The organism is Lichenihabitans psoromatis (genome assembly GCF_004323635.1).
GTDB classification, from domain to species: domain Bacteria; phylum Pseudomonadota; class Alphaproteobacteria; order Rhizobiales; family Beijerinckiaceae; genus Lichenihabitans; species Lichenihabitans psoromatis.
The window spans coordinates 3644770-3665784 of sequence record NZ_CP036515.1 but is presented as its reverse complement, the minus strand read 5'-3'; the positions used below and the strand labels follow the sequence as shown (position 1 = coordinate 3665784).

The window sequence follows — 21015 nt, the reverse complement described above, 5'->3', positions numbered from 1 at the left end:
CCGCTCTGTGCCGCATCCGCTGAAACAAGCGTGTGAAATCCATCACGCCATGCCATTATCGCCATGACGACGCGGTCGACGCGTCACCCGATCCTAAGCCGGCCGAACCGTCACCCGGTCCGTGCTGCTTCGTTCCAGAGAGAGTCTGATGGCCACTTCCGTTGCAATCGAGTTCGTTCCTCTCGACAAGATCGCGTCCGACACGCGAGGCTCCCTGGTGGTGTTTGCCGGCGAAGGCCTGACGTTTGGTTCGGCAGCGTCCTCGCTTCTCGAAAAGGCGCGCCCCATGCTGCAGAGCGCTGCCGGCACGGCGAAGTTCAAGGGGCGGACCGGGACCGTGCTGGACATTCTGGCCCCGGCCGATGTGCCGGCCTACCGGCTTCTCGTCGTCGGACTCGAGACCGATAAGCCGCAGCCGCAACATAGCAGCCTCACGCTCGGCGGCGCCGTGATGGGCAAGCTCAAGGATGCCGAGACCGTCACGGTGGTGTTCGATGGACCGGACGCGACCGCCGAAGCGGCGGCCGATTTCGCGCTCGGGCTGAAGCTGCGCGCCTATCGTTTCGATAAATACAAGACCAAGAAGAAGGATGACGCCGAGAAGGACGGTCACATGACGGTGCGTCTGGCGGTGGCGGATGTCGCTGCGGCGCAGGCGGCCGTGCTCAGCCGGGATGCGATCGCCGACGGCGTCCAACTGGCGCGGACGTTGGTCAATGAGCCGCCGAACGTGCTGTTCCCGATCGAATTCGCCAATCGCGCCGCCGAACTCGAAAAGCTCGGCGTCGAGATCGACATCCTCGACGAGGCTGCAGCCGAAAAGATCGGCATGCGAGCGCTGCTTGCGGTCGGTCTCGGCTCCGAGCACGAAAGCCGGGTCGTCATCATGCGTTGGAATGGGGCGACCGATAAAGATGAGGCGCCTGTCGCGTTCATCGGCAAGGGCGTCTGTTTCGATTCCGGCGGGATCTCGATCAAGCCGGGCGCCGGTATGGAAGACATGAAGGGCGACATGGCGGGCGCCGCCTGCGTGGTCGGTCTCATGCACGCGCTCGCGGCCCGCAAGGCCAAGGCCAATGTGATAGGGGCGATCGGGATCGTCGAGAACATGCCGGACGGACGCGCCCAGCGGCCCGGCGACATCGTCACCTCCTTGTCGGGCCAAACGATCGAAATCATCAACACCGATGCGGAGGGCCGCCTCGTCCTCGGCGACGTGCTCTGGTACGTTCAGGACAAGTACAAGCCGCAGTTCATGGTCGACCTCGCGACCCTGACGGGCGCCATCATCGTCGCCCTCGGCCACGAGCATGCCGGCCTCTTCTCGAACAACGACGAGTTGAGCCAGAAGCTCTTGGCGGCCGGTATCGCGACAGGCGAGAAGGTGTGGCGCATGCCGCTTGGCCCGAGCTACGACAAGCTGATCGACTCGAAATTCGCCGACATGAAGAACACCGGCGGCCGACATGGTGGCTCCATTACGGCCGCGCAGTTCATCCAGCGCTTCGTGAACGATACACCCTGGGCGCATCTCGATATTGCCGGAACCGGCATGGGGTCCCCGGCCGATGAAATCAACCAGAGCTGGGGCTCGGGGTGGGGCGTTCGTCTGCTCGACCGGCTCGTGGCCGATCACTACGAAAAGTGACGTGCTCGGTCGCCTGACGCGTCATGACCGACGTCTGGTTCTATCACCTCGAAACACGAACGCTCGAGCAGGTGCTGCCGCTCCTCCTCGAGCGGGCGCGCGCGCGCGGTTGGCGAGCCGTGGTGCAGGCCGGCAGTCCCGAGCGCGTCGCTGCGCTCGATCAACTGCTCTGGACGTATGACGAAACGAGCTTTCTGCCGCATGGAACCTTGGCCGACGGCGCGCCAGAAACGCAGCCCGTCTACCTGACCGACGGGCCCGATAACCCGAACAAGGCTGCGATCCGGCTATTCGTCGATGGCGCCGCGGTCGCGCCCGTTCTGGCGGCCGAGGATGCGGGCTATGACCGGGCCGTGCTCATGTTCGATGGCAGAGACGACGACGCGGTCGCGGCCGCGCGTCGGCAATGGTCCGCGCTCAAGGAGGCGGGCCATGTCGTGTCCTACTGGCAGCAGACCGACAGCGGCGGCTGGGAGAAGCGGGCCTGAAGCCTTATTGGGCGGCTTCGCTCTCGGTCGTCAGCATCAGCCATTCTTCCTCGACGACCGTCAGCGCTTTTTCGAGCTCTTTCCGCTGTTGCGCCAGCGTCGCGGCTTTCCCCTTGTCGCGCTGGAACGTCTCGGGGTTGGCCAGCGCCGTATCGATCCGGGTGATGAGCGCCTGAAACTTGCCCATCTTCTCCTCGACCGCATCGAGTTGCTTGCGGATCGGGATATGGTTGCGACCCGGCTTTTTGAGCGGGATCGGTGCGGTTGCGCCACCCGCGGCTTTGTCGGCCTTGCGGGCGCTTCGCTTGGCGCCCCCGGCATTCTCCAACACGAGCGATTTATATTCGTCCATATCGCCATCGAAAGTCGTGACGGTTCCCTTTTCGACCAGCCACAGGCGATCCGCGCAGGCTTCGATCAGGTAGCGATCATGCGCGATGATGATGATGGCGCCGTCGTAATCGTTGATGGCCTCGATCAAAGCGGCCCGGCTGTCGATGTCGAGATGGTTGGTCGGCTCATCGAGGATCAGCAGATGCGGCCCATCGAAGGTCGCCATGCCCATCATCAGCCGGGCTTTCTCGCCGCCGGAGAGGTTGGAGACCGGCGTATCGGCCTTGACGTTCGGAAAGCCGAGTTGCGCACAGCGCCCGCGGATCTTGGCCTCGGTGCCGTCGCGCATCCGGTCGGCCACGCATTGATAGGGCGTCTGCTTTTCGTCGAGCTCCTCGACCTGATGCTGCGCGAAGAACCCGACCGTCATCTTGGATGAGCGGCGGATCGTGCCGCCCGCAACATCCAGCCGTCCGGCCACCAGCTTGGCGAAGGTCGACTTGCCATTGCCGTTGGAGCCGAGCAGGCCGATGCGGTCATCGTTCGAGATGTTGAGGCTCAGGCGGCTCAGCACCGTGCGGTCGCCGTAGCCGACGCTCACCGCATCCATCGCGACGATCGGCGGGCTGAGTTGCTTTTCGGGCGAAGGGAAATTGAACGGCAGCACCTGGCTGTCGACCATGGCCGAGACAGGCTCCATCCGGGCCAGCATCTTGATGCGCGACTGCGCCTGCTTGGCCTTGGTGGCCGAGGCGCGGAAGCGATCCACGAAGGTTTGCAGATGCTTGCGCTGCTCGTCCTGCTTCTTCTTATGCTTGAGCTGGATCGCCTGCTGCTCGCGCCGCTGCCGCTCGAAGCTGGCGTAATTGCCGCGCCAGAGCGTCAGTTTCGCCTGATCGAGATGCAGGATGTGGTCGCAGACGGCATCGAGCAGGTCGCGATCATGGCTGATCACCAGGATCGTGGCCGGATAGGTCGACAGATAGTCGATGAGCCACAGCGTCCCCTCGAGATCGAGGTAGTTGGTCGGCTCGTCCAGCAGAAGCAGGTCGGGGCGCGAGAACAACACCGCCGCCAAGGCGACGCGCATGCGCCAGCCGCCCGAGAACTCGGACAGAGCACGATCCTGCGCGGCCTTGTCAAAACCGAGGCCTGACAGGATGGCGGCGGCGCGAGCCGGGGCCGCATGCGCCTCGATATCGACGAGTCGGGTCTGTATGTCGGCGATGCGGGTCGGGTCGGTTGCGGTTTCGGCTTCCTCCATCAAGGCGGCGCGTTCGACATCGGCGCTGAGCACGAAATCGACCATCTTGGTCGGGCCGCCGGGCGCCTCCTGCTCGACGCGGCCCAGCCGCACATTGCGGGGCAGGGACAGTGTGCCACCTTCCGGGTGCAACTCGCCCGAGATCATCCGGAACAGCGTGGTCTTGCCGGTCCCGTTCCGTCCGACGAAGCCGATCCGCGCCTGGTCGGGCAGGGCGGCGCCCGCCTTGTCGAACAAAATGCGCGGCCCGAGCCGAAACGTGAGATCGTTGATATGCAGCATGAAGGGTTTGTGGCGTGCGAAATGCTGCAGCGCAAGGGGCGAGCGACGCCGACCTGCCTTGCCGCAGGCGAAACGCGCGCGTATAAGCCGCCCGCGCTCGAACCACCTTGGTTTCTGGCCTCACCCCCGAAAGACCAAACGCCATGGCGATTGAACACACCTTCTCGATCCTGAAGCCCGACGTCACCCGCCGCAACCTGACCGGCGCCGTGAACCAGAAGATCGAGGCCGCCGGTCTGCGGATCGTGGCCCAAAAGCGCATTCACATGACCCGCGCCCAGGCCGAGAAGTTCTACGGTGTCCACAAGGAGCGGCCGTTCTTCGGCGAACTCGTCGAGATGATGACGTCGGCCCCGGTTGTGGTTCAGGTGCTTGAAGGCGAAAACGCCATCGCAAAATATCGCGAAGTCATGGGTGCCACCAACCCCGAGAAGGCCGATGCCGGCACGATCCGCAAGGATTTCGCGCTGTCGATGGGCGAGAATTCGGCCCATGGATCGGATGCTCCCGAGACGGCCGCGCAGGAAATCGCACAGTTCTTCGCCGGCAACGAGATCGTCGGCTAAATCACGTGTCGGCCCGGGCCGCGGCAAGCGGTCCGGGCGACATCCCACCCCTAGAGCGGTGGGACGACGAGATCGTCGGTGTCGCGCGCGCCGCGTCCACCAAGCGTCCGGTTGCCTTCGATCCGTAAACCGCCGCCCGCGACGAGGCGGAGCGCATGCGGATAGAGCAGATGCTCTTGCGCAAGCACGCGAGCCCCAAGCGTCGTCGGCGTATCGGCATCAAGCACCGGCACAGCCGCTTGCGCGATGATCGGGCCCTCATCCATCGCCGGCACCACATAATGCACGGTGCAGCCGTGAATTTTCACGCCATCGGCCAGGGCGCGCGCGTGAGTCTGCAGTCCGCGATAGCTCGGCAGCAGAGCCGGGTGGATGTTGATGATCCGGCCGCTCCACTGGTTGACGAACCACGGCGTCAACAAGCGCATGAATCCCGCGAGGCAGATGAATTCGATCCGGTGAAGACCCAGCGTCAGATGCAGGGCGCGTTCGAAATCCTCCCGCGACGCATGGATGCGGTGATCCACCCCTGCGACCGCAATGCCGTTCTGCTTGGCCCATTTCAGGCCCTCGGCGCTCGGGTCGTTCGACGCCACCAGCGCGATATCGGCCGGATGCGTCGGGTCGCGGGCGTCGGCCACGAGCGCCTGCATGTTGGAGCCGCGTCCCGACACGAGCACGGCGGTTCGCATCCGGTGCGGCGTCAAAACGTTAAGGTCCCGTCGAGCCTCACGCGGTCGCCTGTTTCGGCCGCGATCACGCGACCGATCGCGACGGCAGTCTGACCGGCCTCGGTGAAATGCGTCATCACGGTCTCGGCCGCGTCGTGACGGACCACCACCACCATGCCGATCCCGCAATTGAAGGTGCGGAGCATCTCGGCCTGCGCCACATTGCCGGTCTTGGCGAGCCAACCGAACACCGGCGGCGGCGTGAGCTTTTCGAGGTCGAGCGCAATCCCGAGCCCCTCCGGCAGAACGCGCGGGAGGTTGTCCGGGAACCCGCCGCCGGTGATATGGGCCAGCGCCAGAATGCCCTCCGACCGCTTGAGCACGTCGAGGAGGAGGCGGACATAGATACGGGTAGGCGTCAGCAAGGCCTCGGCCAAGGTCTGCCCCGGGCTGAACGGCGCCGGATCGTTCCATGCCAAGCCCGTCGTCGATACGATCCGCCGAACCAGCGAAAACCCGTTCGAATGGACGCCCGAGGATGGCAGGCCGAGCACAACATCGCCGGGGCTCATGCCCGCGCGCGGCAACAATCGCCCGCGTTCCGCCGCGCCTACCGAAAAGCCGGCGAGGTCATAATCGGAGCCGGCATAGAGGCCGGGCATTTCGGCCGTCTCGCCACCGATCAGCGCGCATCCGGCCTGTCGGCACCCCTCTGCGATGCCACTGACGATCGCGGCCCCGGCCACCGGATCGAGCTTGCCGGTCGCATAATAGTCGAGGAAGAACAAGGGCTCGGCCCCTTGCACGACGAGATCGTTGACGCACATGGCCACCAGATCGATGCCGATCGTGTCGTGAAGGCCGCTTTCGACCGCGATCTTGACCTTGGTGCCGACGCCGTCATTGGCGGCCACAAGGATCGGATCGATGAAGCCCGCCGCCTTGAGATCGAACAAGCCTCCGAACCCCCCGATCTCGCCATCTGCGCCAGGCCGACGGGTGGACCGCACAATCGGCTTGATGAGATCCACCATGGCATTGCCGGCATCAATGTCGACGCCGGCATCGGCATAGGATAGGGATTTGGTTTCGTCGGGCATGGCCACCGTCGTTGTGCGTGCTGAAAGGGTTTTTAGCCGCTGAGCGCATCCGCGCAAGGCTCGACTGACACCATCGATCGACGCCTGCCGCAAGGAGTTGCGGTGACTGCGGCGCGCGATGGGGTCTCGATCGCGATCGGCGCCTCCGATCGTCCTCACGACAGGGTGTGCGGCCGCGTGCCGATAGCGTCAATGAACCGCTCGAAGATTTTTGCCAGCCTTCCCAATCTGATCACGGTCGGTCGCTTGTTTCTGGTGCCGCTCGTGATCGAACTCATCAGCGATCGGCGCTGGATGCAGGCCTTCGCGGTGTTTCTGGTGGCCGGACTTTCCGATGCCGTCGACGGCTATCTCGCGAAGCGCTTCGATCTCCGGACCGAGCTCGGGGCCTATCTCGATCCCATCGCCGATAAGGCCTTGCTGGTCTCGATCTATATTGCGCTGGCTTTCGCGGTCGTCATCCCGAACTGGCTCGCCATCATCGTGGTGTCACGCGACCTGATGATTGTCGGAGCCGTCCTGGTCGCGGCGGTTCTCGACAAGCCGGTTCCGATCCGTCCGTTGCCGATCTCCAAGCTGAATACGACGGCGCAGATCATTTTTGCGGCGGGAGTGTTGGGTATGAACGGTTTCGGGGCAGACCTCGGCGTCGGTTTTCAAATCGCCTTGGCGACGGTTGCGGCATTGACGGTCGCGTCCGCCGGGGCGTATCTCGCGCAATGGCTCGAGCATATGAGCGCATGACGGAACGGTCGAAAGAAGCGGCGCGACAATGACCCTGCAACGCCAAGTTTTGATCTGGTTCGCGTTTCTCGCCTTGCTGATCTACGCGCTCGTGATGCTCTCGAGCGTGCTGCTGCCCTTTGCGGCGGGGCTGACGCTCGGCTACCTGCTCGATCCTTTGGCTGAGCGGCTCGAGCGCCTTGGTCTTGGGCGGCTCGGCGCAACGCTTTTGCTGCTCGCCCTCTTCGTGCTCCTGCTCGTTCTCATCGTGCTGATGCTGGTGCCGATCCTGGCGCACCAATTCGCGTCGCTGATCGAGAACCTTCCGGGTTTCGCGGTCAAGCTGCAGCAGTTGGTGACCGAACAGGGAACGCGGCTCGTCAACGGCTATGGAGGCGAGACGCTCCGGAAGTTCGGTCTGAGCGGCGGGCTTAGCCCGTCCGATTTCCAGAACTCCATTGGCTCGGTCGTCGGGCAGGGCTCGAATTACCTCGTCGGCGTCTTGAAATCGCTCTGGTCAGGCGGCACGGCCTTGCTCAGTCTGCTGTCGCTGATGATCGTGACGCCCGTCGTCGCCTTCTACATCCTGCTCGATTGGAAAAGCATGATCGCGGCGATCGATGGGTGGGTGCCGCTTGCTCACCGCGAGGATGTTCGGCAGATCGCCCGCGATATCGATGCGGCCTTCGCCGGTTTCGCGCGCGGGCAGTCCATCGTCTGTATCTTCCTGGGGCTCTGGTATGGCATCGGGCTCACGCTCGTCGGGCTGAACTTCGGCTTTCTCATCGGCATTACGGGCGGCTTCCTGAGCTTCATCCCCTATGTCGGCTCGCTGGCCGTACTGCTCTTCGCGGTCGCGGTAGCGCTGGTTCAGAGCTGGCCCGATTGGACTCTCGTCGCTCTGACGGTCGGTGTCGTGACGACCGGGCAGTTTCTCGAAGGCAACATTCTCTCGCCGAATCTCGTCGGCGCCTCGGTGGGCCTGCATCCCGTTTGGGTCATGTTCGCCTTGCTGGCCTTCGGTGCCTTGTTCGGCTTCACCGGCCTCATCATCGCGGTTCCGCTCGCGGCGGCAGCGGGCGTTCTGGCTCGTTTCGCGCTCCGCAAATATCTGGTGAGCCCGCTCTACACCGGGGAGCCCGACGAGACGATCGCTGGACGCATCCCAAAAGCGCTGCGCCGCGAGGCGTGAACGACGTGCCTGGGGGCCTCCCATGCAGCAATTGACGTTCGATCTCAGCCTGCCGCCTCGATATGGGCGCGATGATTATCTCGTCTCGACCTCGAACGCCGCCGCTCTGGCGATGATCGACCGCTGGCCGGACTGGCCCGACAGCGTCATGATTTTGGTCGGGCCGAAGGGGGCTGGGAAAAGCCATCTTGCGGCTCTTTGGGCGGCGGACGCTAAAGCCATGGTCGCGACGGCCGATCTGCTCTCGGGGCCGGACCTGCCCACACTGCCGACCCGCCCCGTGCTGATCGACGATGCCGACCAGCTTGGCTCGAGCGAAGCGCAGTTGTTTCATCTGATGAACCTCGTGCGTGAACAGCATTCCGCTTTATTGCTGACTGCGCTGCAGCCGCCGGATCGTTGGGGACTAGCCACGCCGGATCTGCTCTCGCGTCTGCGGCTCGCCCCCATGGTCCGGATCGAACCGCCGGACGACGATCTAATGCGCGCCGTCCTGATAAAACTCTTCGCTGACCGGCAGCTCACGGTCGACGAGCAGGTGGTGGCCTATCTCTTGCTGCAGCTCGATCGGTCGATCGACGCGGCCCGACGCGTGGTCGAGGTGCTGGATCAATCGGCTTTGAGCCTCAATCGGAAGGTCACGCGCGCCATGGCGGCCAAGCTGTTAGAGTCCAACCAGGCGGATGAAGACAACCCGCTGGACCATGACCTTTAGGGACCGGCATGGGAGCGTCACGGTTGCGCTATATGGTGTCCGGCGAGGGCCAGATGCTATGGATGGAGTCGCAACCTGTTGCCGGCGATCCGTATGAGGCGGACACGACAGGCATAACGCTTTGGAGCATTCGAACCTGATGGACAGCGAACTGAAGGCCGATGAAGCGACCATCGCGAGCGCCGGCATTGATCTCGCAAGCTCACCCAAGCGGTTCATCAACCGGGAAATTTCCTGGCTTCAGTTCAATCGTCGCGTGTTGGAGGAATCATCCAACCCCAACCATCCGCTGCTCGAACGGCTTCGCTTTCTGTCGATCTCGGCCAATAATCTCGATGAATTTTTCATGGTGCGGGTTGCCGGTCTTCACGGACAGGTCAATTCCGGCGTTCGAACCGTCTCCCAAGATGGCCTGACCCCATCCGAGCAACTGGCCAGCATCTCGGCCGCCGTCGCGGATCTCGGCAACGAGCAGCAGCGGCTGTGGCTCGATCTCCGCGTCGAGCTGCAGGCCAACGGGATCGTGATCGTCGAGCCTCAGGATCTCGACCCGCAGGAGCGGACCTGGCTCGAAAACCACTTCCAGTCGCACGTGTTCCCGATTCTGACGCCGCTGGCGATCGATCCGGCGCATCCATTCCCCTTTATTCCGAATCTGGGCTTCACGCTTGCGCTCGACCTTGACCGCAAGGCGGACGGACGACGGCTTCATGCGCTGATCCGTATGCCGAGCAAGATCGATCGCTTTATCCGGCTCCCCGACCAATTCTCGCCCGGCGTCGTGCGGGTGGTCACGCTCGAGAACCTCATCGCGATGAACACCTCGCGGCTGTTCCCCGGCTATTCGGTCTATGGGCAGGGCGTGTTTCGAGTGATCCGCGACAGCGATCTCGAGGTCGAGGAAGAGGCCGAAGATTTGGTCCTGCTGTTCGAATCGGCTCTGAAGCGCCGTCGGCGCGGGTCGGTGATCCGCCTCGAACTCGATTCCAACATGCCAGAGGGTCTGCGGCTCCTGGTCGGGGAAGAACTCGACGTCTCGTCCGATCTCGCCTTCACGGTCGACGGCATGATCGCGCTCAACGAACTGTCGGAGCTCGTCTCGATCGAGCGGCCCGATCTCAAATTCCCACCCTATAACGTTCGCTTCCCAGAGCGGGTGCGCGACAATGGCGGTGATTGCTTTGCGGCGATCCGGGTCAAAGACCTCGTGGTGCACCACCCCTATGAGTCATTCGACGTGGTGGTGCAGTTCCTGACCCAGGCGGCACGCGACCCAAACGTCGTCGCGATCAAGCAGACGCTGTACCGCACCTCGAAAGACAGCCCGATCGTCCGCGCGCTGATCGAGGCCGCCGAAGCCGGCAAGTCGGTCACGGCCTTGGTCGAATTGAAAGCGCGCTTCGACGAAGAAGCCAACATCCGCTGGGCGCGCGATCTCGAGCGGGCGGGCGCCCAGGTGGTGTTCGGCTTCATCGAACTGAAAACCCACGGCAAACTTTCCATGGTGGTTCGACGCGAGGGCGGCAGCCTCGCGACCTATTGCCATGTCGGGACCGGCAACTATCACCCGCAGACGGCACGCATCTATACCGACATCTCGTTCTTTACGGCCGATCCTGCGATCGGGCGGGATGTCTTGCGGATTTTCAACTTCATCACGGGCTATGCCGATCCCGTCGGGCTCGAGCAGATGTCGGTGTCGCCGTTCACCTTGAAGCAAAAGCTGCTGGACCACATCGCCGCGGAAGCGGCCTTCGCCCAAGCCGGCAAGCCGGCCAATATCTGGCTGAAGTGCAACTCGCTCGTCGATCCCGACATCATCGATGCGCTTTACGCCGCCAGCGGGGCAGGCGTGCGGATCGATCTCGTCGTGCGAGGCATCTGCTGCCTGCGTCCGGGTGTGCCGGGCCTATCCGACAACATCCGCGCGAAATCCATCGTCGGCCGATTTCTGGAGCATTCCCGCGTCTACGCGTTTGGCGGCGGCTACGGGCTGCCGCACTCGAAAGCCAACGTCTACATCTCCTCGGCCGATCTCATGCCGCGTAATCTCGAGCGACGGGTCGAGGTCCTGTTGCCGATCAACAATCCGACCGTCCACGACCAGATCCTGAACCAGATCATGATCGCCAACCTGATCGATAATCAGCAGAGTTTTCGAGTTCTTCCGGATGGGAGCAGCCAGAGAATCGTCTCCGGGCCAGACGAGGAGCCGTTCAATGCCCACAATTATTTTATGACGAACCCCAGCCTGTCCGGCCGCGGCAAGTCGCTGAAAGAATCCAGCCCCAAAATCCTGCTCAAGCGTCTCAACAAGCGATGACCTTGATGCGCCTCGAGAGAAAGTCTTGCTTGTGACTGTTGTTCACCCCGCTCCGGGACGGTTGGCGGGTTCCCCTGTTGCGATCGTCGACATCGGATCAAATTCGGTTCGCCTCGTCGCTTATGAGTCGCTGTCGCGTGCCCTGACGCCGATCTTCAACGAAAAGGTTCTCTGCGGTCTCGGCAAGGGCGTCGCGACAACCGGGGTTTTGGCCCAGGATGCCATCGACAAAGCCCTCGCGGCCTTGCGGTGTTTCCGTGTCATGTGCCGCAATATGGAGATCACCGACATCTTCGTGCTCGCCACAGCGGCGACGCGCGATGCCTCGAACGGCCATCAATTCCTGGAACTCGCCCGGGCCGCGATTGGCACCGATATCGCGCTGATCGGCGGCCTGCGCGAGGCCGAACTATCAGCCAAGGGCGTTATTTCCGGCTTCCATCAACCGGATGGCATTGTCGGCGATCTTGGTGGCGGCTCCCTCGAACTCGTCGACGTCCGAGGCACCCGGATCGGGTCGGGTATTTCCCTCCCGATCGGCGGCTTGGCGCTTAGCGACCTGTCCAAGAACTCGCCGAAGCGGGCCGTCAAGATCGTGCGGGATGCCTTGGCGGCGGCTGCGCCGTTGAAGGATCTGAAAGGCCGAACCTTCTATGCGGTCGGCGGAACGTGGCGGGCGCTCGCGGCCCTCCACATGCGGCAGCGCGACTATCCGCTTCATGTGATGCACGGCTACGTCATTCCCGGCAATGACCCCGAGATCTTCTCGAGCTTGATCGAACCATCCGATACGGATGCCGCCGCATCGCTCGCGACGGTATCGGCGAGCCGGCGGCCTTTGCTCGGTTTCGGTGCCGTCGTGCTGGAAGAAGTCATTCGCATCGGCAAGCCCAAGGATGTCGTGGTGTCGACGCTCGGCGTCCGCGAGGGCATGTTGTTCGAGCGCTTGAGCGAAGAGGTTCGCCGCAAGGATGCGTTGCTGCAAGCGGCGGCCGAACTCAATGCGCTCCGGTCGCGAAACCCCCGCCATGGTCACGACCTCACCGCCTGGACCGACGAGCTGTTCACGACAGGGCTGATCGAAGAGACGGTCGAACAAAAACGGCTTCGTCATGCCGCCTGTCTGCTCTCGGACACGGCGTGGCGCGCCCATCCCGACTATCGCAGCGCGCAAGCCTTCAGCACGATCGCCAATGCGGCCTTCGTCGGCATCGATCATCCGGGGCGCGGATTTTTGGCCCTGGCGATCAACTATCGCTACGAGGGTCTCGATGGGGACGTGAATGCGCAGTTGCGCTCGCTCGTGCTGCCAGCCGGGATCGAGCGTGCAAAGCTTATCGGTGCGATCCTGCGAGTTGCCATCCAGGTGTCGTCGGCCATGGGGGGCGTGCTGCCGCGGGCGCCGTTGCGCTGCGGCAAGTCCAAGCTGACCCTCACGCTTCCGCGCGATCTCGCCGACTTGGCGACCGTTCGCCTCAACAACCGGCTGAAGCAAGTCGCCAAATTGCTCGGGCGTGAAGCGGAGATCAAGGTCGAGGACTGACGCTCAAGACAGAGCGATCGAGACGGTCGTCAGCTCTCGGGTGCGTCCTGCCACTCGAGAGCGACGACTTTGCCGCGCTCGACCGTGAGGGCGAGGCGGCCGTGTTTCAATTCAATGGCTTTGAGGCCGAAGAGGTCGCGACGCCATCCCTGGAGTGCCGGCACGTCCGCCTTGTCGTCGAGCGTGATGGCCTCGAGCTCGTCGACGGTGGCGATCATCTTGGCCGCGACGCCATGCCCTTCGGCGACCTGGCGGAGCAGGACCTTGAGCAGTTCGACAGTGGCGCCACAGGCAGAGCCGTTTCGGCGGTCTCGCTCGATCTTCGGCAAGGTTTTGGGGTCACGATCGAGCCCGCGTTGAACGGCCGTGACGACATCGGCGCCGGAGCGCGATCGATCCATGCCACGTGGAACTGCGCGAAGTTCCAGCAGTGACTCGATGGTTCGGGGCGCCGCCAGGGCGACCTCGATCAACGCGTCGTCCTTCAGGATGCGCGAGCGCGGCACGTCGCGGGACTGCGCTTCCTCCTCCCGCCATTTGGCGAGTTCCATCATGACGGCGAGATCGCGTGGCTTGCGAACGCGGGAGCGGAACCGTTCCCACGCGCTTTCGGGATGTTGCTCGTAGGTGGCGGGCGATGTCAGCGTCCGCATCTCGTCGCCCAGCCATGTCAGGCGACCCGTCTTTTCGAGCTGAGCCTTCAAGGTGCGGTAGATGTCGCGTAGATGCGTCACATCGGCGATCGCATAGGTGACTTGCGCCTCCGATAAGGGGCGCCGCGCCCAATCGGTGAAGCGGGACGATTTGTCGATCTGCACCTTGCAGATCGTCTGCACCAACTCGCCATAGGACACCTGATCGCCGAAACCGCACACCATGGCGGCGACTTGCGTATCGAAGATCGGGAAAGGGATGATGCCGGCGCTCTTCCAGATGATTTCGAGATCCTGGCGTGCCGCATGGAACACTTTGACGACGGCCGTATCGCGCATGAGCTGGAAAAACGGCTCGAGGTCGATGTCGGGCGCCAGCACATCCACGGCCAGGGCCTCGTCGGCCGATGCGATCTGGATCAGACACACCTTCGGCCAAAAGGTCGTTTCCCGAAGAAATTCGGTGTCGACGGTCACGAAAGGATGGGTCGCAAACCGCTGACAAGCGGCGGCGAGGTCGGAGGTGGTGGTCACAACGGTCATGTTTCGTCCATAGACGAATAACGCGTCCGATGCGAGGCACTTGCGCGCGGCATGACGCTCGCGATTGAGGCGTCGACCACCGTGCGGGGCGGCCTGACGTTTCTTGACATGCGGCAAGCGGCGTGGCCTGTTCCGCCGCTCTGACGAGCCGCCTTTTCGGCCGCGCGTTTTACGATGTCGACGAGATCATGATGCACCGTTACCGATCCCATACCTGTGGCGCACTCACGGCGGCCGATGCCGGCACGGAGGTGCGTCTCTCCGGGTGGTGCAATCGCATCCGCGACCACGGCGGCGTGCTGTTCATCGATTTGCGCGACCATTATGGCCTCACCCAATGCGTCATCGATCCGGAATCGCCGGCCTTCAAGGATGCGGAAGTGCTGCGGTCGGAATGGGTGGTGCGGGTCGACGGCTCGGTGCGGCTGCGGCCCGCCGGAACCCAGAACGCCGACATGCCGACGGGCGCGATCGAGATCTACGTCACTGCAATCGAGGTGCTCGGCCCCTCGGCCGAATTGCCGCTGCCGGTCGCGACTGAGCAGGAATATCCTGAAGAAACGCGGTTGAAGTACCGCTTTCTCGACCTGCGCCGCGAGCGGCTGCATAAGAACATCATGCTGCGCGGCAATGTGATCGACAGCCTGCGCTCGCGCATGAAGCGCCAGGGCTTCTTCGAATTCCAGACCCCGATCCTGACCGCGTCGTCGCCCGAAGGCGCGCGCGACTATCTGGTGCCCTCGCGCGTCCATCCGGGCAAGTTCTACGCGCTGCCGCAGGCGCCGCAGCAGTTCAAGCAACTCATTATGGTGGCGGGCTTCGACCGCTACTTCCAGATCGCGCCCTGCTTCCGCGACGAGGATGCGCGCGCCGACCGAAGCCCGGGCGAGTTCTACCAGCTCGATATCGAAATGAGTTTCGTGACCCAGGAGGACGTGTTCGAGGCGGTCGAGCCCGTGCTGCGCGGCGTCTTCGAGGAATTCGGCGGGGGCCGTCCGGTCACACAGAAGTTCCCGATGATCCCCTACCGCGAGTCGATGCTGAAATATGGCGTCGACAAGCCGGACCTTCGTAACCCGCTCGTCATCGTGGACGTGACGGAGGAGTTCAACCATCCCGACGTGTCGTTCAAGGCGTTCAAGAACGTCATCGCGGCCGGCGGCGTGGTGCGCGCGATTCCCGCCACCGGGGCAGGGGCGCAACCGCGCTCCTTCTTCGACAAGCTGAATGATTGGGCGCGCGGCGAAGGCGCCCCAGGCCTCGGCTACATCATCTTCGAACAGGATGGCGACAAGCTGACAGGCAAGGGGCCGATCGCCAAATTCATCCCGGCGGAGGTCCAAGCCACGATCGCGGCGAAAGCGAATCTGAAGGCCGGCGATGCGGTCTTCTTCGCCTGCGATCAGGAAGGCAAGGCGGCTCGGCTCGCAGGGCAGGCGCGTATCCGGATCGGCAACGATCTCGATCTTCTCAAAAAGGACGTGTTCGAGCTCTGCTGGATCGTCGATTTTCCGATGTACGAGTATAACGAAGACGACAAGAAGATCGACTTTTCGCACAACCCGTTCTCGATGCCGCAGGGCGGGCTCGAGGCTCTCCGCACCAAGGATCCGCTCGATATCCTGGCCTATCAATATGACATCGTTTGCAACGGCGTCGAATTGTCGTCCGGCGCGATCCGTAACCACCAACCGGAGGTGATGCGTGAGGCGTTCGGCATCGCGGGTTACGACGAGGCCGTTCTCGAAGAGCGGTTCGGCGGCATGTATCGCGCCTTTCAATATGGCGCGCCGCCGCATGGCGGGATCGCGCCTGGCGTCGATCGCATCGTCATGCTGTTGGCCGGCGAGGAGAATCTGCGCGAGATCGTGCTGTTCCCGATGAACCAGCGTGCCGAGGATCTGCTGATGGGCGCCCCATCGGTCGCGAGCACGAAGCAGTTGCGCGAGTTGCACATCCGCCTGAACCTGCCCGAACCCAAGTAAGCCGACAGGTTGAGCCGGATGGACGCTGCCCGCCCACCCCTCGATCCAAGCCCAATCATGCAGACCGTGATCTGCATGAAATGGGGAACGCTCTACGGGCCGGATTACGTCAATCGGTTGTATCGCGGCGTGATGCGAAACGTATCGCGCCCGACACGCTTCGTCGCCTTCACCGACGATGCGACCGGTCTGGATCCCGCCATCGTGGTCGAGTCGATCCCGGCCATTCGTCTCGCCGACGGGCTCAAACCAGGCCCGTGGCGCAAGTTAAGCCTATGGTCCAGACCACTGGGCCATCTTTCTGGCCCGGTGCTGTTCCTCGATCTCGATGTTGTCGTGACGGGGCCGATCGACGGCTTTTTCGACTACGAGCCTGGAAAGCTCGGCCTCATCCGCAACTGGACACAGTCGCGCGACGGGATCGGCAATTCATCCGTTATGCGCTTTGACGTCGGCTCGGCGGCTCATCTGGTCGATGACTTCGAAGCAGGCGGGGCCGCCCTCACCTACGAATTCGATAATGAACAGATCTACCTGACGAAACGCTCGGGCTTGCCGATCGCCTTTTGGCCGGCGAGTTGGTGCCGGAGTTTCAAGCATGAGCTCCTGCCGCCATGGCCGGCGCGGCTGACACGTCCGGCCCAGCTTGCGCCCGATATGCGGATCGCTGTCTTCACGGGTGACCCGCGTCCAAAGGATGCGGCGCAAGGCGTCTGGCCAACCAAATGGTACAAGCGGTTTTACAAGACGCTCAGACCCGTCCCATGGCTTTCAGACCACTGGTATTAAGGGATGACGTTGCGGAATTTGACCGCCTCGACTGGGACAACTCGAACAGTTTTAGATCCGGCCTCGAATCCCGACAAAATCTGGTTGTGATGATGGACGATCTGCTCGGCCTTCAGGGCGCCGAAATCAAAAGTGGCATGCCCATCTTCTAACAGCGTGACATCGAAGCCGAGAGAGACGGCTCTCCGGGTTGTCGTATCGACGCAGAACTGGCTCATGCAGCCGCCGATGATCAGATGATCGATCTTGAGGTCGTCCAGACGCTGTCCCAAGCTGGTGTCGTGAAAAGCATCGCAACTGCGCTTGTGAACCACAATCGTGTCGGAGTGCGGAGCAATTTCGTCTCGGAACTGCCAGCCGGCTGTTCCTACATTCAGTCGATGCCCAGCTTCTCCGTCGTGTTGAACGAGGATGACCGGTATCCCAGCCGCCTCGGCGTCGCGTTTCAACCGGCCCAGGCGAGCCGCCACCTCATCGAGGCGGTCATCGATGACCGCCTGGCGGGGGCCATTGGCCAAGCCCGCCAATATTGCGTTTTGGACGTCGATGATGAGAAGCGCTGTCGTCATGGCTTTGACTGAGAGCTTTTGACTACAGCGCGAAGCTGGTTCCGCATCCGCACGACGCCGTCGCGTTCGGATTGTCGATCTTGAACGACTGGCCGATCAGGTCATCCACGTAGTCGATCTTGGAGCCTTCTAAAAAGCCGACCGACACCGGGTCGATCAGGACGGATGCGCCATCGCGCTCGATCACCAGATCGTCGCCATCGCGTTCGACGACGATGTCGAACGCATATTGGAAGCCTGAACAACCGCCACCGTTCACGGCGATGCGGAGGTAGGACCCTGGCGCCTCGCGAGACAAAACCTTATTGACCTGTGCGGCGGCGCGCGCCGAAATCGTGACCGGCGCCAAAACGGCGGATTCGCTCATTTTGGAACTCCTTTGCTGACCCGATCCGCGCTTCGGCGAAACGGGCTCATTCCCACGCGAGCCTTGCCCGCAAACATGTCCACAAGGTAAGCGCTTCGTTGCGACGCCGCAATGGCGGTCGTCGGCGCGGCCGCCTGCCGCGATCGGTCCCGGAGCGGCTGCATGACGGCGGAAGCGACATCTCACCCCGAGGCCGCGTTGGCGCGCTATGCGGCGGATGCATCGCGCGGACCGAAGCGCGCCTTCGACGAGGCTCCGTCGCGGTACCGCACGGCCTTCCAGCGCGATCGGGATCGTATCCTGCACTCGACGGCGTTTCGCCGGCTGGCGCTGAAAACCCAGGTCATTATGCCGGACGAGGGGGATCACCATCGCACCCGCCTCACCCACACGCTCGAGGTGGCGCAGATCGCGCGCAGCGTGGCTCGCGCCCTTCGCCTCGACGGCGACCTCACCGAAGCCTTGGCGCTCGCGCATGATCTTGGACATTCGCCTTTCGGCCATACGGGCGAGGATGCCCTCAACGCCTGCGTCGGGCACCTTTGTGGCTTCGATCACAATGTGCAGAGCCTTCGGATCGTCATCGATCTCGAGCAACGCTATTTCGACTTCGATGGGCTGAACCTGACGTGGGAGACGTTGGAGGGGCTGGCGAAACGGAACGGGCCGCCGACCGAGATCCCCGCGCTTCTGCGACACTATGATGAGAGGTTGTCGCTCGCCCTGGACCTCTATCCGAGCGGCGAAGCTCAAGTGGCCGCAATCGCCGACGACATTGCGTATAATGCCCATGATTTCGAGGACGGGTTGCGGCTCGGGCTGATCGATCTCGACGAGGCACGCGAGGTGCCGTTTCTCCGCGATCTCGAACGATCCATCCGTGAGCGGCGTCCAGATGCCGATCCGTTGCGGATGCCGTTCGCGCTGGCCCGCGGGCTCGTCGATCGTTTCGTGAGCGATGTGATCGCCGAAACGATGCGGCGTCTCGCAGCGGCCGACCCGCGGAGCGCCGATGATCTTCGCCGCCTGGGGCGCCCGGTCGTCGCGCTGTCGCCGCCCATGATGACCGCGAGCCAGGACATCAAGGCGTTTCTGTTCGCGCGGTTCTATCGGCACCCGCAAGTGGCTGCCGTGCGATCGCGCGTCTATGACGTCGTCGTCGGCCTCACGCAGCGCCTCCTCGACGACCCGCATCTGCTGCCTGCCGATTGGTCCGCCAAGGCCGATCGCTGCGCCTGCGACCCGGCCGGCGTCGCTCGGGTCGTCACCGACTATGTGGCCGGCATGACGGATCGCTACGCCTTGGCGGAACATCGGCGGCTTTGCGATCAAAGACCTGCTCAGGCTGCCTTCCCAGTACCAATTCGAACCGTAAAGCCGTAAAGCACGCGCCATGGATATTTTCGCCGACTTCCGCAACCGCATCGCCGCCGTCCTGCAGGGCAAGATCGATAACGGCACCTTGCCGGCCGCTCTCGATCTGTCGCGCTTCACCGTCGAGCCGCCCCGCGATGCCGCCAACGGCGATCTCGCGACCAATGCGGCCATGGTCTATGCGAAAGACTCGAAGACGCATTATAAAACTCCGCGCGAGTTCGCGGTGGCGATCGCGGCCGATCTCGTCGCCGATCCCGATATCGATACCGCCGAAGTCGCTGGCCCCGGCTTCATCAACATCAAACTGCAACCCGAGGTTTTGACGCGGGTTCTTGCGGCGATGCTGGCCAAGGGCGCCGATTTCGGTCGACGCGACGATGCCGGTGCGCCGCCCGTCAATGTTGAGTTTGTCTCGGCCAACCCGACGGGTCCGATGCATGTCGGCCATGGGCGTGGCGCGGTTTTCGGCGACGCCTTGGCCAACCTGTTGGCTTTCGCGGGTCATCCCACCACCCGCGAATATTACATCAATGACGCCGGCGCTCAGGTCGACGTCCTCGCCCGCTCGGCTTTCCTTCGATATTGCGAGGCGCTCGGCCAGGACATCGGGAGCATTCCCGAAGGTCTCTATCCCGGCGATTATCTGAAGCCGGTCGGGGTGGCGCTTGCGAGCCAGTATGGCCCAGCACTGCGCCAGCAACCCGAGTCGGAGTGGCTGCCGCTGGTGCGGCCTATTGCGATCGACGCCATGATGGCGATGATCCGCGACGATCTCGCGGCGCTGGACATCCGGCATGATGTCTTCTTTTCCGAGCGGTCGCTGACTGAGAAACATGATGGGCAGGATGCCGTCGACCGCGCGATCGATGATCTCAGGCGGAAGGGGCTCGTCTACCAAGGCAGCCTCGAACCGCCGAAGGGCCAACCCATCGAGGATTGGGAAGATCGCGAGCAGACCCTGTTCCGATCGACCCAATTTGGTGATGACGTGGATCGCCCGCTGCTGAAATCCGACGGGTCCTACACCTATTTTGCGTCCGATATCGCCTATCACAAAACCAAGCTCGATCGCGGCTTCAACACGATTATCGACGTGCTGGGCGCCGATCACGGCGGCTACGTGAAACGCATGCAGGCGGCAGTCGCGGCTCTGTCGGACGGGACGGCGACGCTCGACGCCAAGCTGTGCCAACTCGTCAAGCTGATGCGGGATGGCGAGCCGGTGAAGATGTCGAAGCGCTCGGGTGACTTTGTCACGCTGCGCGAGGTCGTCGACGAGGTCGGCCGCGACGCCGTCCGGTTCATGATGCTGTTTCGGTCCAACGACGCGATGCTGGATTTCGATCTCCGCAAGGTCATCGAGCAATCGAAAGATAATCCGGTCTTCTACGTGCAATATGCCCATGCGCGGGGCCGCTCGGTCATGCGGCAAGCGGCGGGCGTGTTCCCGGATCTCGACCTCGGCGACACGGCGTTGCGCGACGCAAAGCTCGATCTGCTGACCGACGAAGGCGAAACGGGATTGGTGCGCTTGCTGGCGCAATATCCGCGCCAAATCTTGGCCGCTGCAGCCAGCCACGAGCCGCACCGCATCGCGTTTTACCTTCATGACCTCGCAAGTGCTCTGCATTCGCACTGGAATCGCGGTAAAGATCAGCCACAATTACGCTTTGTTAATGAAGAAAGTAGAGATTTGACAAGCGCGAGATTGGCCTTGGTTCAAGCAACGACTTCGGTTCTCGCGTCAGGCCTTGGTCTTCTCGGTGTCAGTGCGCCGGAAGAGATGCGCTAACTCTGTCACACGGATCGTCACATCGCTGTGCGGTCTGCTGGCTCGTCACTCTCGAACGAGAGCGCGGCCCGATCCTTTGGTGACACGAGATG

18 protein-coding genes are annotated in these 21015 nt (G+C 63.0%); 12 read left to right on the top strand and 6 right to left on the bottom strand.

Annotated features, from left to right (window positions below; translation table 11 throughout):
- The first annotated feature begins 148 nt into the window (after window positions 1–148).
- Window positions 149–1648: a leucyl aminopeptidase gene (locus tag EY713_RS17125; RefSeq protein WP_131117129.1), complete on the top strand. Its 1500-nt coding sequence runs from the start codon at window positions 149–151 to the stop codon at window positions 1646–1648.
- Between the two features lie 23 nt (window positions 1649–1671).
- Complete coding sequence (locus EY713_RS17120) at window positions 1672–2136, top strand: DNA polymerase III subunit chi (protein WP_131117126.1); 465 nt, start codon at window positions 1672–1674, stop codon at window positions 2134–2136.
- A 4-nt stretch (window positions 2137–2140) separates the two neighbouring features.
- Here the strand turns inward: EY713_RS17120 and EY713_RS17115 are convergent, their stop codons facing one another.
- Window positions 2141–4015, bottom strand: a complete 1875-nt coding sequence (locus EY713_RS17115) for an ABC-F family ATP-binding cassette domain-containing protein (RefSeq protein WP_131117123.1) — start codon at window positions 4013–4015, stop codon at window positions 2141–2143.
- Window positions 4016–4158: 143 nt separating this feature from the next.
- Between EY713_RS17115 and ndk the strand changes: the two genes are divergently transcribed.
- Window positions 4159–4581, top strand: coding sequence for a nucleoside-diphosphate kinase (ndk, locus tag EY713_RS17110; protein WP_131117120.1), 423 nt, complete (start codon window positions 4159–4161; stop codon window positions 4579–4581).
- Between the two features lie 50 nt (window positions 4582–4631).
- Here ndk and purN read toward each other — a convergent pair whose 3' ends face one another.
- Together purN and purM are read right to left on the bottom strand one after the other, a co-directional pair.
- Window positions 4632–5273 (bottom strand): phosphoribosylglycinamide formyltransferase, encoded by a 642-nt coding sequence (gene purN / locus EY713_RS17105; protein ID WP_131119875.1) that lies wholly within the window; start codon window positions 5271–5273, stop codon window positions 4632–4634.
- An 11-nt stretch (window positions 5274–5284) separates the two neighbouring features.
- Window positions 5285–6352, bottom strand: a complete 1068-nt coding sequence (purM, locus tag EY713_RS17100; protein ID WP_131117117.1) for a phosphoribosylformylglycinamidine cyclo-ligase — start codon at window positions 6350–6352, stop codon at window positions 5285–5287.
- Between the two features lie 192 nt (window positions 6353–6544).
- Between purM and EY713_RS17095 the strand changes: the two genes are divergently transcribed.
- The 5 genes from EY713_RS17095 (at window position 6545) to EY713_RS17075 (ending at window position 12848) form a co-directional block, all read left to right on the top strand.
- Window positions 6545–7096, top strand: a complete 552-nt coding sequence (locus EY713_RS17095; RefSeq protein ID WP_131117114.1) for a CDP-alcohol phosphatidyltransferase family protein — start codon at window positions 6545–6547, stop codon at window positions 7094–7096.
- A 28-nt stretch (window positions 7097–7124) separates the two neighbouring features.
- On the top strand, window positions 7125–8267 hold the full coding sequence (locus tag EY713_RS17090) for an AI-2E family transporter (RefSeq protein ID WP_131117111.1): 1143 nt from the start codon (window positions 7125–7127) through the stop codon (window positions 8265–8267).
- Between the two features lie 22 nt (window positions 8268–8289).
- A complete protein-coding gene (locus EY713_RS17085; protein ID WP_131117109.1) occupies window positions 8290–8982 on the top strand; it encodes a P-loop NTPase family protein in 693 nt (230 codons plus the stop codon).
- 139 nt (window positions 8983–9121) lie between these two features.
- Window positions 9122–11305: an RNA degradosome polyphosphate kinase gene (locus EY713_RS17080; RefSeq protein WP_131117106.1), complete on the top strand. Its 2184-nt coding sequence runs from the start codon at window positions 9122–9124 to the stop codon at window positions 11303–11305.
- A gap of 31 nt (window positions 11306–11336) precedes the next feature.
- The gene (locus EY713_RS17075) at window positions 11337–12848 is read left to right on the top strand and encodes a Ppx/GppA family phosphatase (protein WP_131119873.1); all 1512 of its coding nucleotides are present in this window, start codon (window positions 11337–11339) and stop codon (window positions 12846–12848) included.
- Window positions 12849–12877: 29 nt separating this feature from the next.
- Here EY713_RS17075 and rnd read toward each other — a convergent pair whose 3' ends face one another.
- Window positions 12878–14044, bottom strand: coding sequence for a ribonuclease D (gene rnd / locus EY713_RS17070; protein ID WP_131117103.1), 1167 nt, complete (start codon window positions 14042–14044; stop codon window positions 12878–12880).
- Window positions 14045–14235: 191 nt separating this feature from the next.
- Between rnd and aspS the strand changes: the two genes are divergently transcribed.
- Together aspS and EY713_RS17060 are read left to right on the top strand one after the other, a co-directional pair.
- The gene (gene aspS, locus EY713_RS17065; RefSeq protein ID WP_131119871.1) at window positions 14236–16029 is read left to right on the top strand and encodes an aspartate--tRNA ligase; all 1794 of its coding nucleotides are present in this window, start codon (window positions 14236–14238) and stop codon (window positions 16027–16029) included.
- Between the two features lie 18 nt (window positions 16030–16047).
- Complete coding sequence (locus EY713_RS17060; protein ID WP_210215281.1) at window positions 16048–16818, top strand: hypothetical protein; 771 nt, start codon at window positions 16048–16050, stop codon at window positions 16816–16818.
- On the opposite strand, the gene EY713_RS17055 is transcribed toward EY713_RS17060, so the two are convergent.
- Window positions 16815–17387: a cysteine hydrolase family protein gene (locus EY713_RS17055; protein ID WP_131117100.1), complete on the bottom strand. Its 573-nt coding sequence runs from the start codon at window positions 17385–17387 to the stop codon at window positions 16815–16817. The two genes, EY713_RS17060 and EY713_RS17055, sit on opposite strands and share 4 nt — an antisense overlap.
- A gap of 22 nt (window positions 17388–17409) precedes the next feature.
- Window positions 17410–17754, bottom strand: coding sequence for a HesB/IscA family protein (locus tag EY713_RS17050; protein WP_425374319.1), 345 nt, complete (start codon window positions 17752–17754; stop codon window positions 17410–17412).
- Window positions 17755–17916: 162 nt separating this feature from the next.
- Between EY713_RS17050 and EY713_RS17045 the strand changes: the two genes are divergently transcribed.
- Window positions 17917–19137 (top strand): deoxyguanosinetriphosphate triphosphohydrolase, encoded by a 1221-nt coding sequence (locus tag EY713_RS17045; protein ID WP_131117098.1) that lies wholly within the window; start codon window positions 17917–17919, stop codon window positions 19135–19137.
- Between the two features lie 10 nt (window positions 19138–19147).
- Complete coding sequence (gene argS / locus EY713_RS17040) at window positions 19148–20923, top strand: arginine--tRNA ligase (RefSeq protein ID WP_131117095.1); 1776 nt, start codon at window positions 19148–19150, stop codon at window positions 20921–20923.
- The last annotated feature ends 92 nt before the right edge of the window (window positions 20924–21015 follow it).

Excerpts from the sequence above, each read along its gene's own strand:
- EY713_RS17125 (WP_131117129.1), top strand. The coding sequence starts at position 149 with ATGGCCACTTCCGTTGCAATCGAGTTCGTTCCTCTCGACAAGATCGCG.
- EY713_RS17120 (WP_131117126.1), top strand. The coding sequence starts at position 1,672 with ATGACCGACGTCTGGTTCTATCACCTCGAAACACGAACGCTCGAGCAG.
- EY713_RS17115 (WP_131117123.1), bottom strand. The coding sequence starts at position 4,015 with ATGCTGCATATCAACGATCTCACGTTTCGGCTCGGGCCGCGCATTTTG.
- ndk (WP_131117120.1), top strand. The coding sequence starts at position 4,159 with ATGGCGATTGAACACACCTTCTCGATCCTGAAGCCCGACGTCACCCGC.
- purN (WP_131119875.1), bottom strand. The coding sequence starts at position 5,273 with ATGCGAACCGCCGTGCTCGTGTCGGGACGCGGCTCCAACATGCAGGCG.
- purM (WP_131117117.1), bottom strand. The coding sequence starts at position 6,352 with ATGCCCGACGAAACCAAATCCCTATCCTATGCCGATGCCGGCGTCGAC.
- EY713_RS17095 (WP_131117114.1), top strand. The coding sequence starts at position 6,545 with ATGAACCGCTCGAAGATTTTTGCCAGCCTTCCCAATCTGATCACGGTC.
- EY713_RS17090 (WP_131117111.1), top strand. The coding sequence starts at position 7,125 with ATGACCCTGCAACGCCAAGTTTTGATCTGGTTCGCGTTTCTCGCCTTG.
- EY713_RS17085 (WP_131117109.1), top strand. The coding sequence starts at position 8,290 with ATGCAGCAATTGACGTTCGATCTCAGCCTGCCGCCTCGATATGGGCGC.
- EY713_RS17080 (WP_131117106.1), top strand. The coding sequence starts at position 9,122 with ATGGACAGCGAACTGAAGGCCGATGAAGCGACCATCGCGAGCGCCGGC.
- rnd (WP_131117103.1), bottom strand. The coding sequence starts at position 14,044 with ATGACCGTTGTGACCACCACCTCCGACCTCGCCGCCGCTTGTCAGCGG.
- aspS (WP_131119871.1), top strand. The coding sequence starts at position 14,236 with ATGCACCGTTACCGATCCCATACCTGTGGCGCACTCACGGCGGCCGAT.
- EY713_RS17060 (WP_210215281.1), top strand. The coding sequence starts at position 16,048 with ATGGACGCTGCCCGCCCACCCCTCGATCCAAGCCCAATCATGCAGACC.
- EY713_RS17055 (WP_131117100.1), bottom strand. The coding sequence starts at position 17,387 with ATGACGACAGCGCTTCTCATCATCGACGTCCAAAACGCAATATTGGCG.
- EY713_RS17050 (WP_425374319.1), bottom strand. The coding sequence starts at position 17,754 with ATGAGCGAATCCGCCGTTTTGGCGCCGGTCACGATTTCGGCGCGCGCC.
- EY713_RS17045 (WP_131117098.1), top strand. The coding sequence starts at position 17,917 with ATGACGGCGGAAGCGACATCTCACCCCGAGGCCGCGTTGGCGCGCTAT.
- argS (WP_131117095.1), top strand. The coding sequence starts at position 19,148 with ATGGATATTTTCGCCGACTTCCGCAACCGCATCGCCGCCGTCCTGCAG.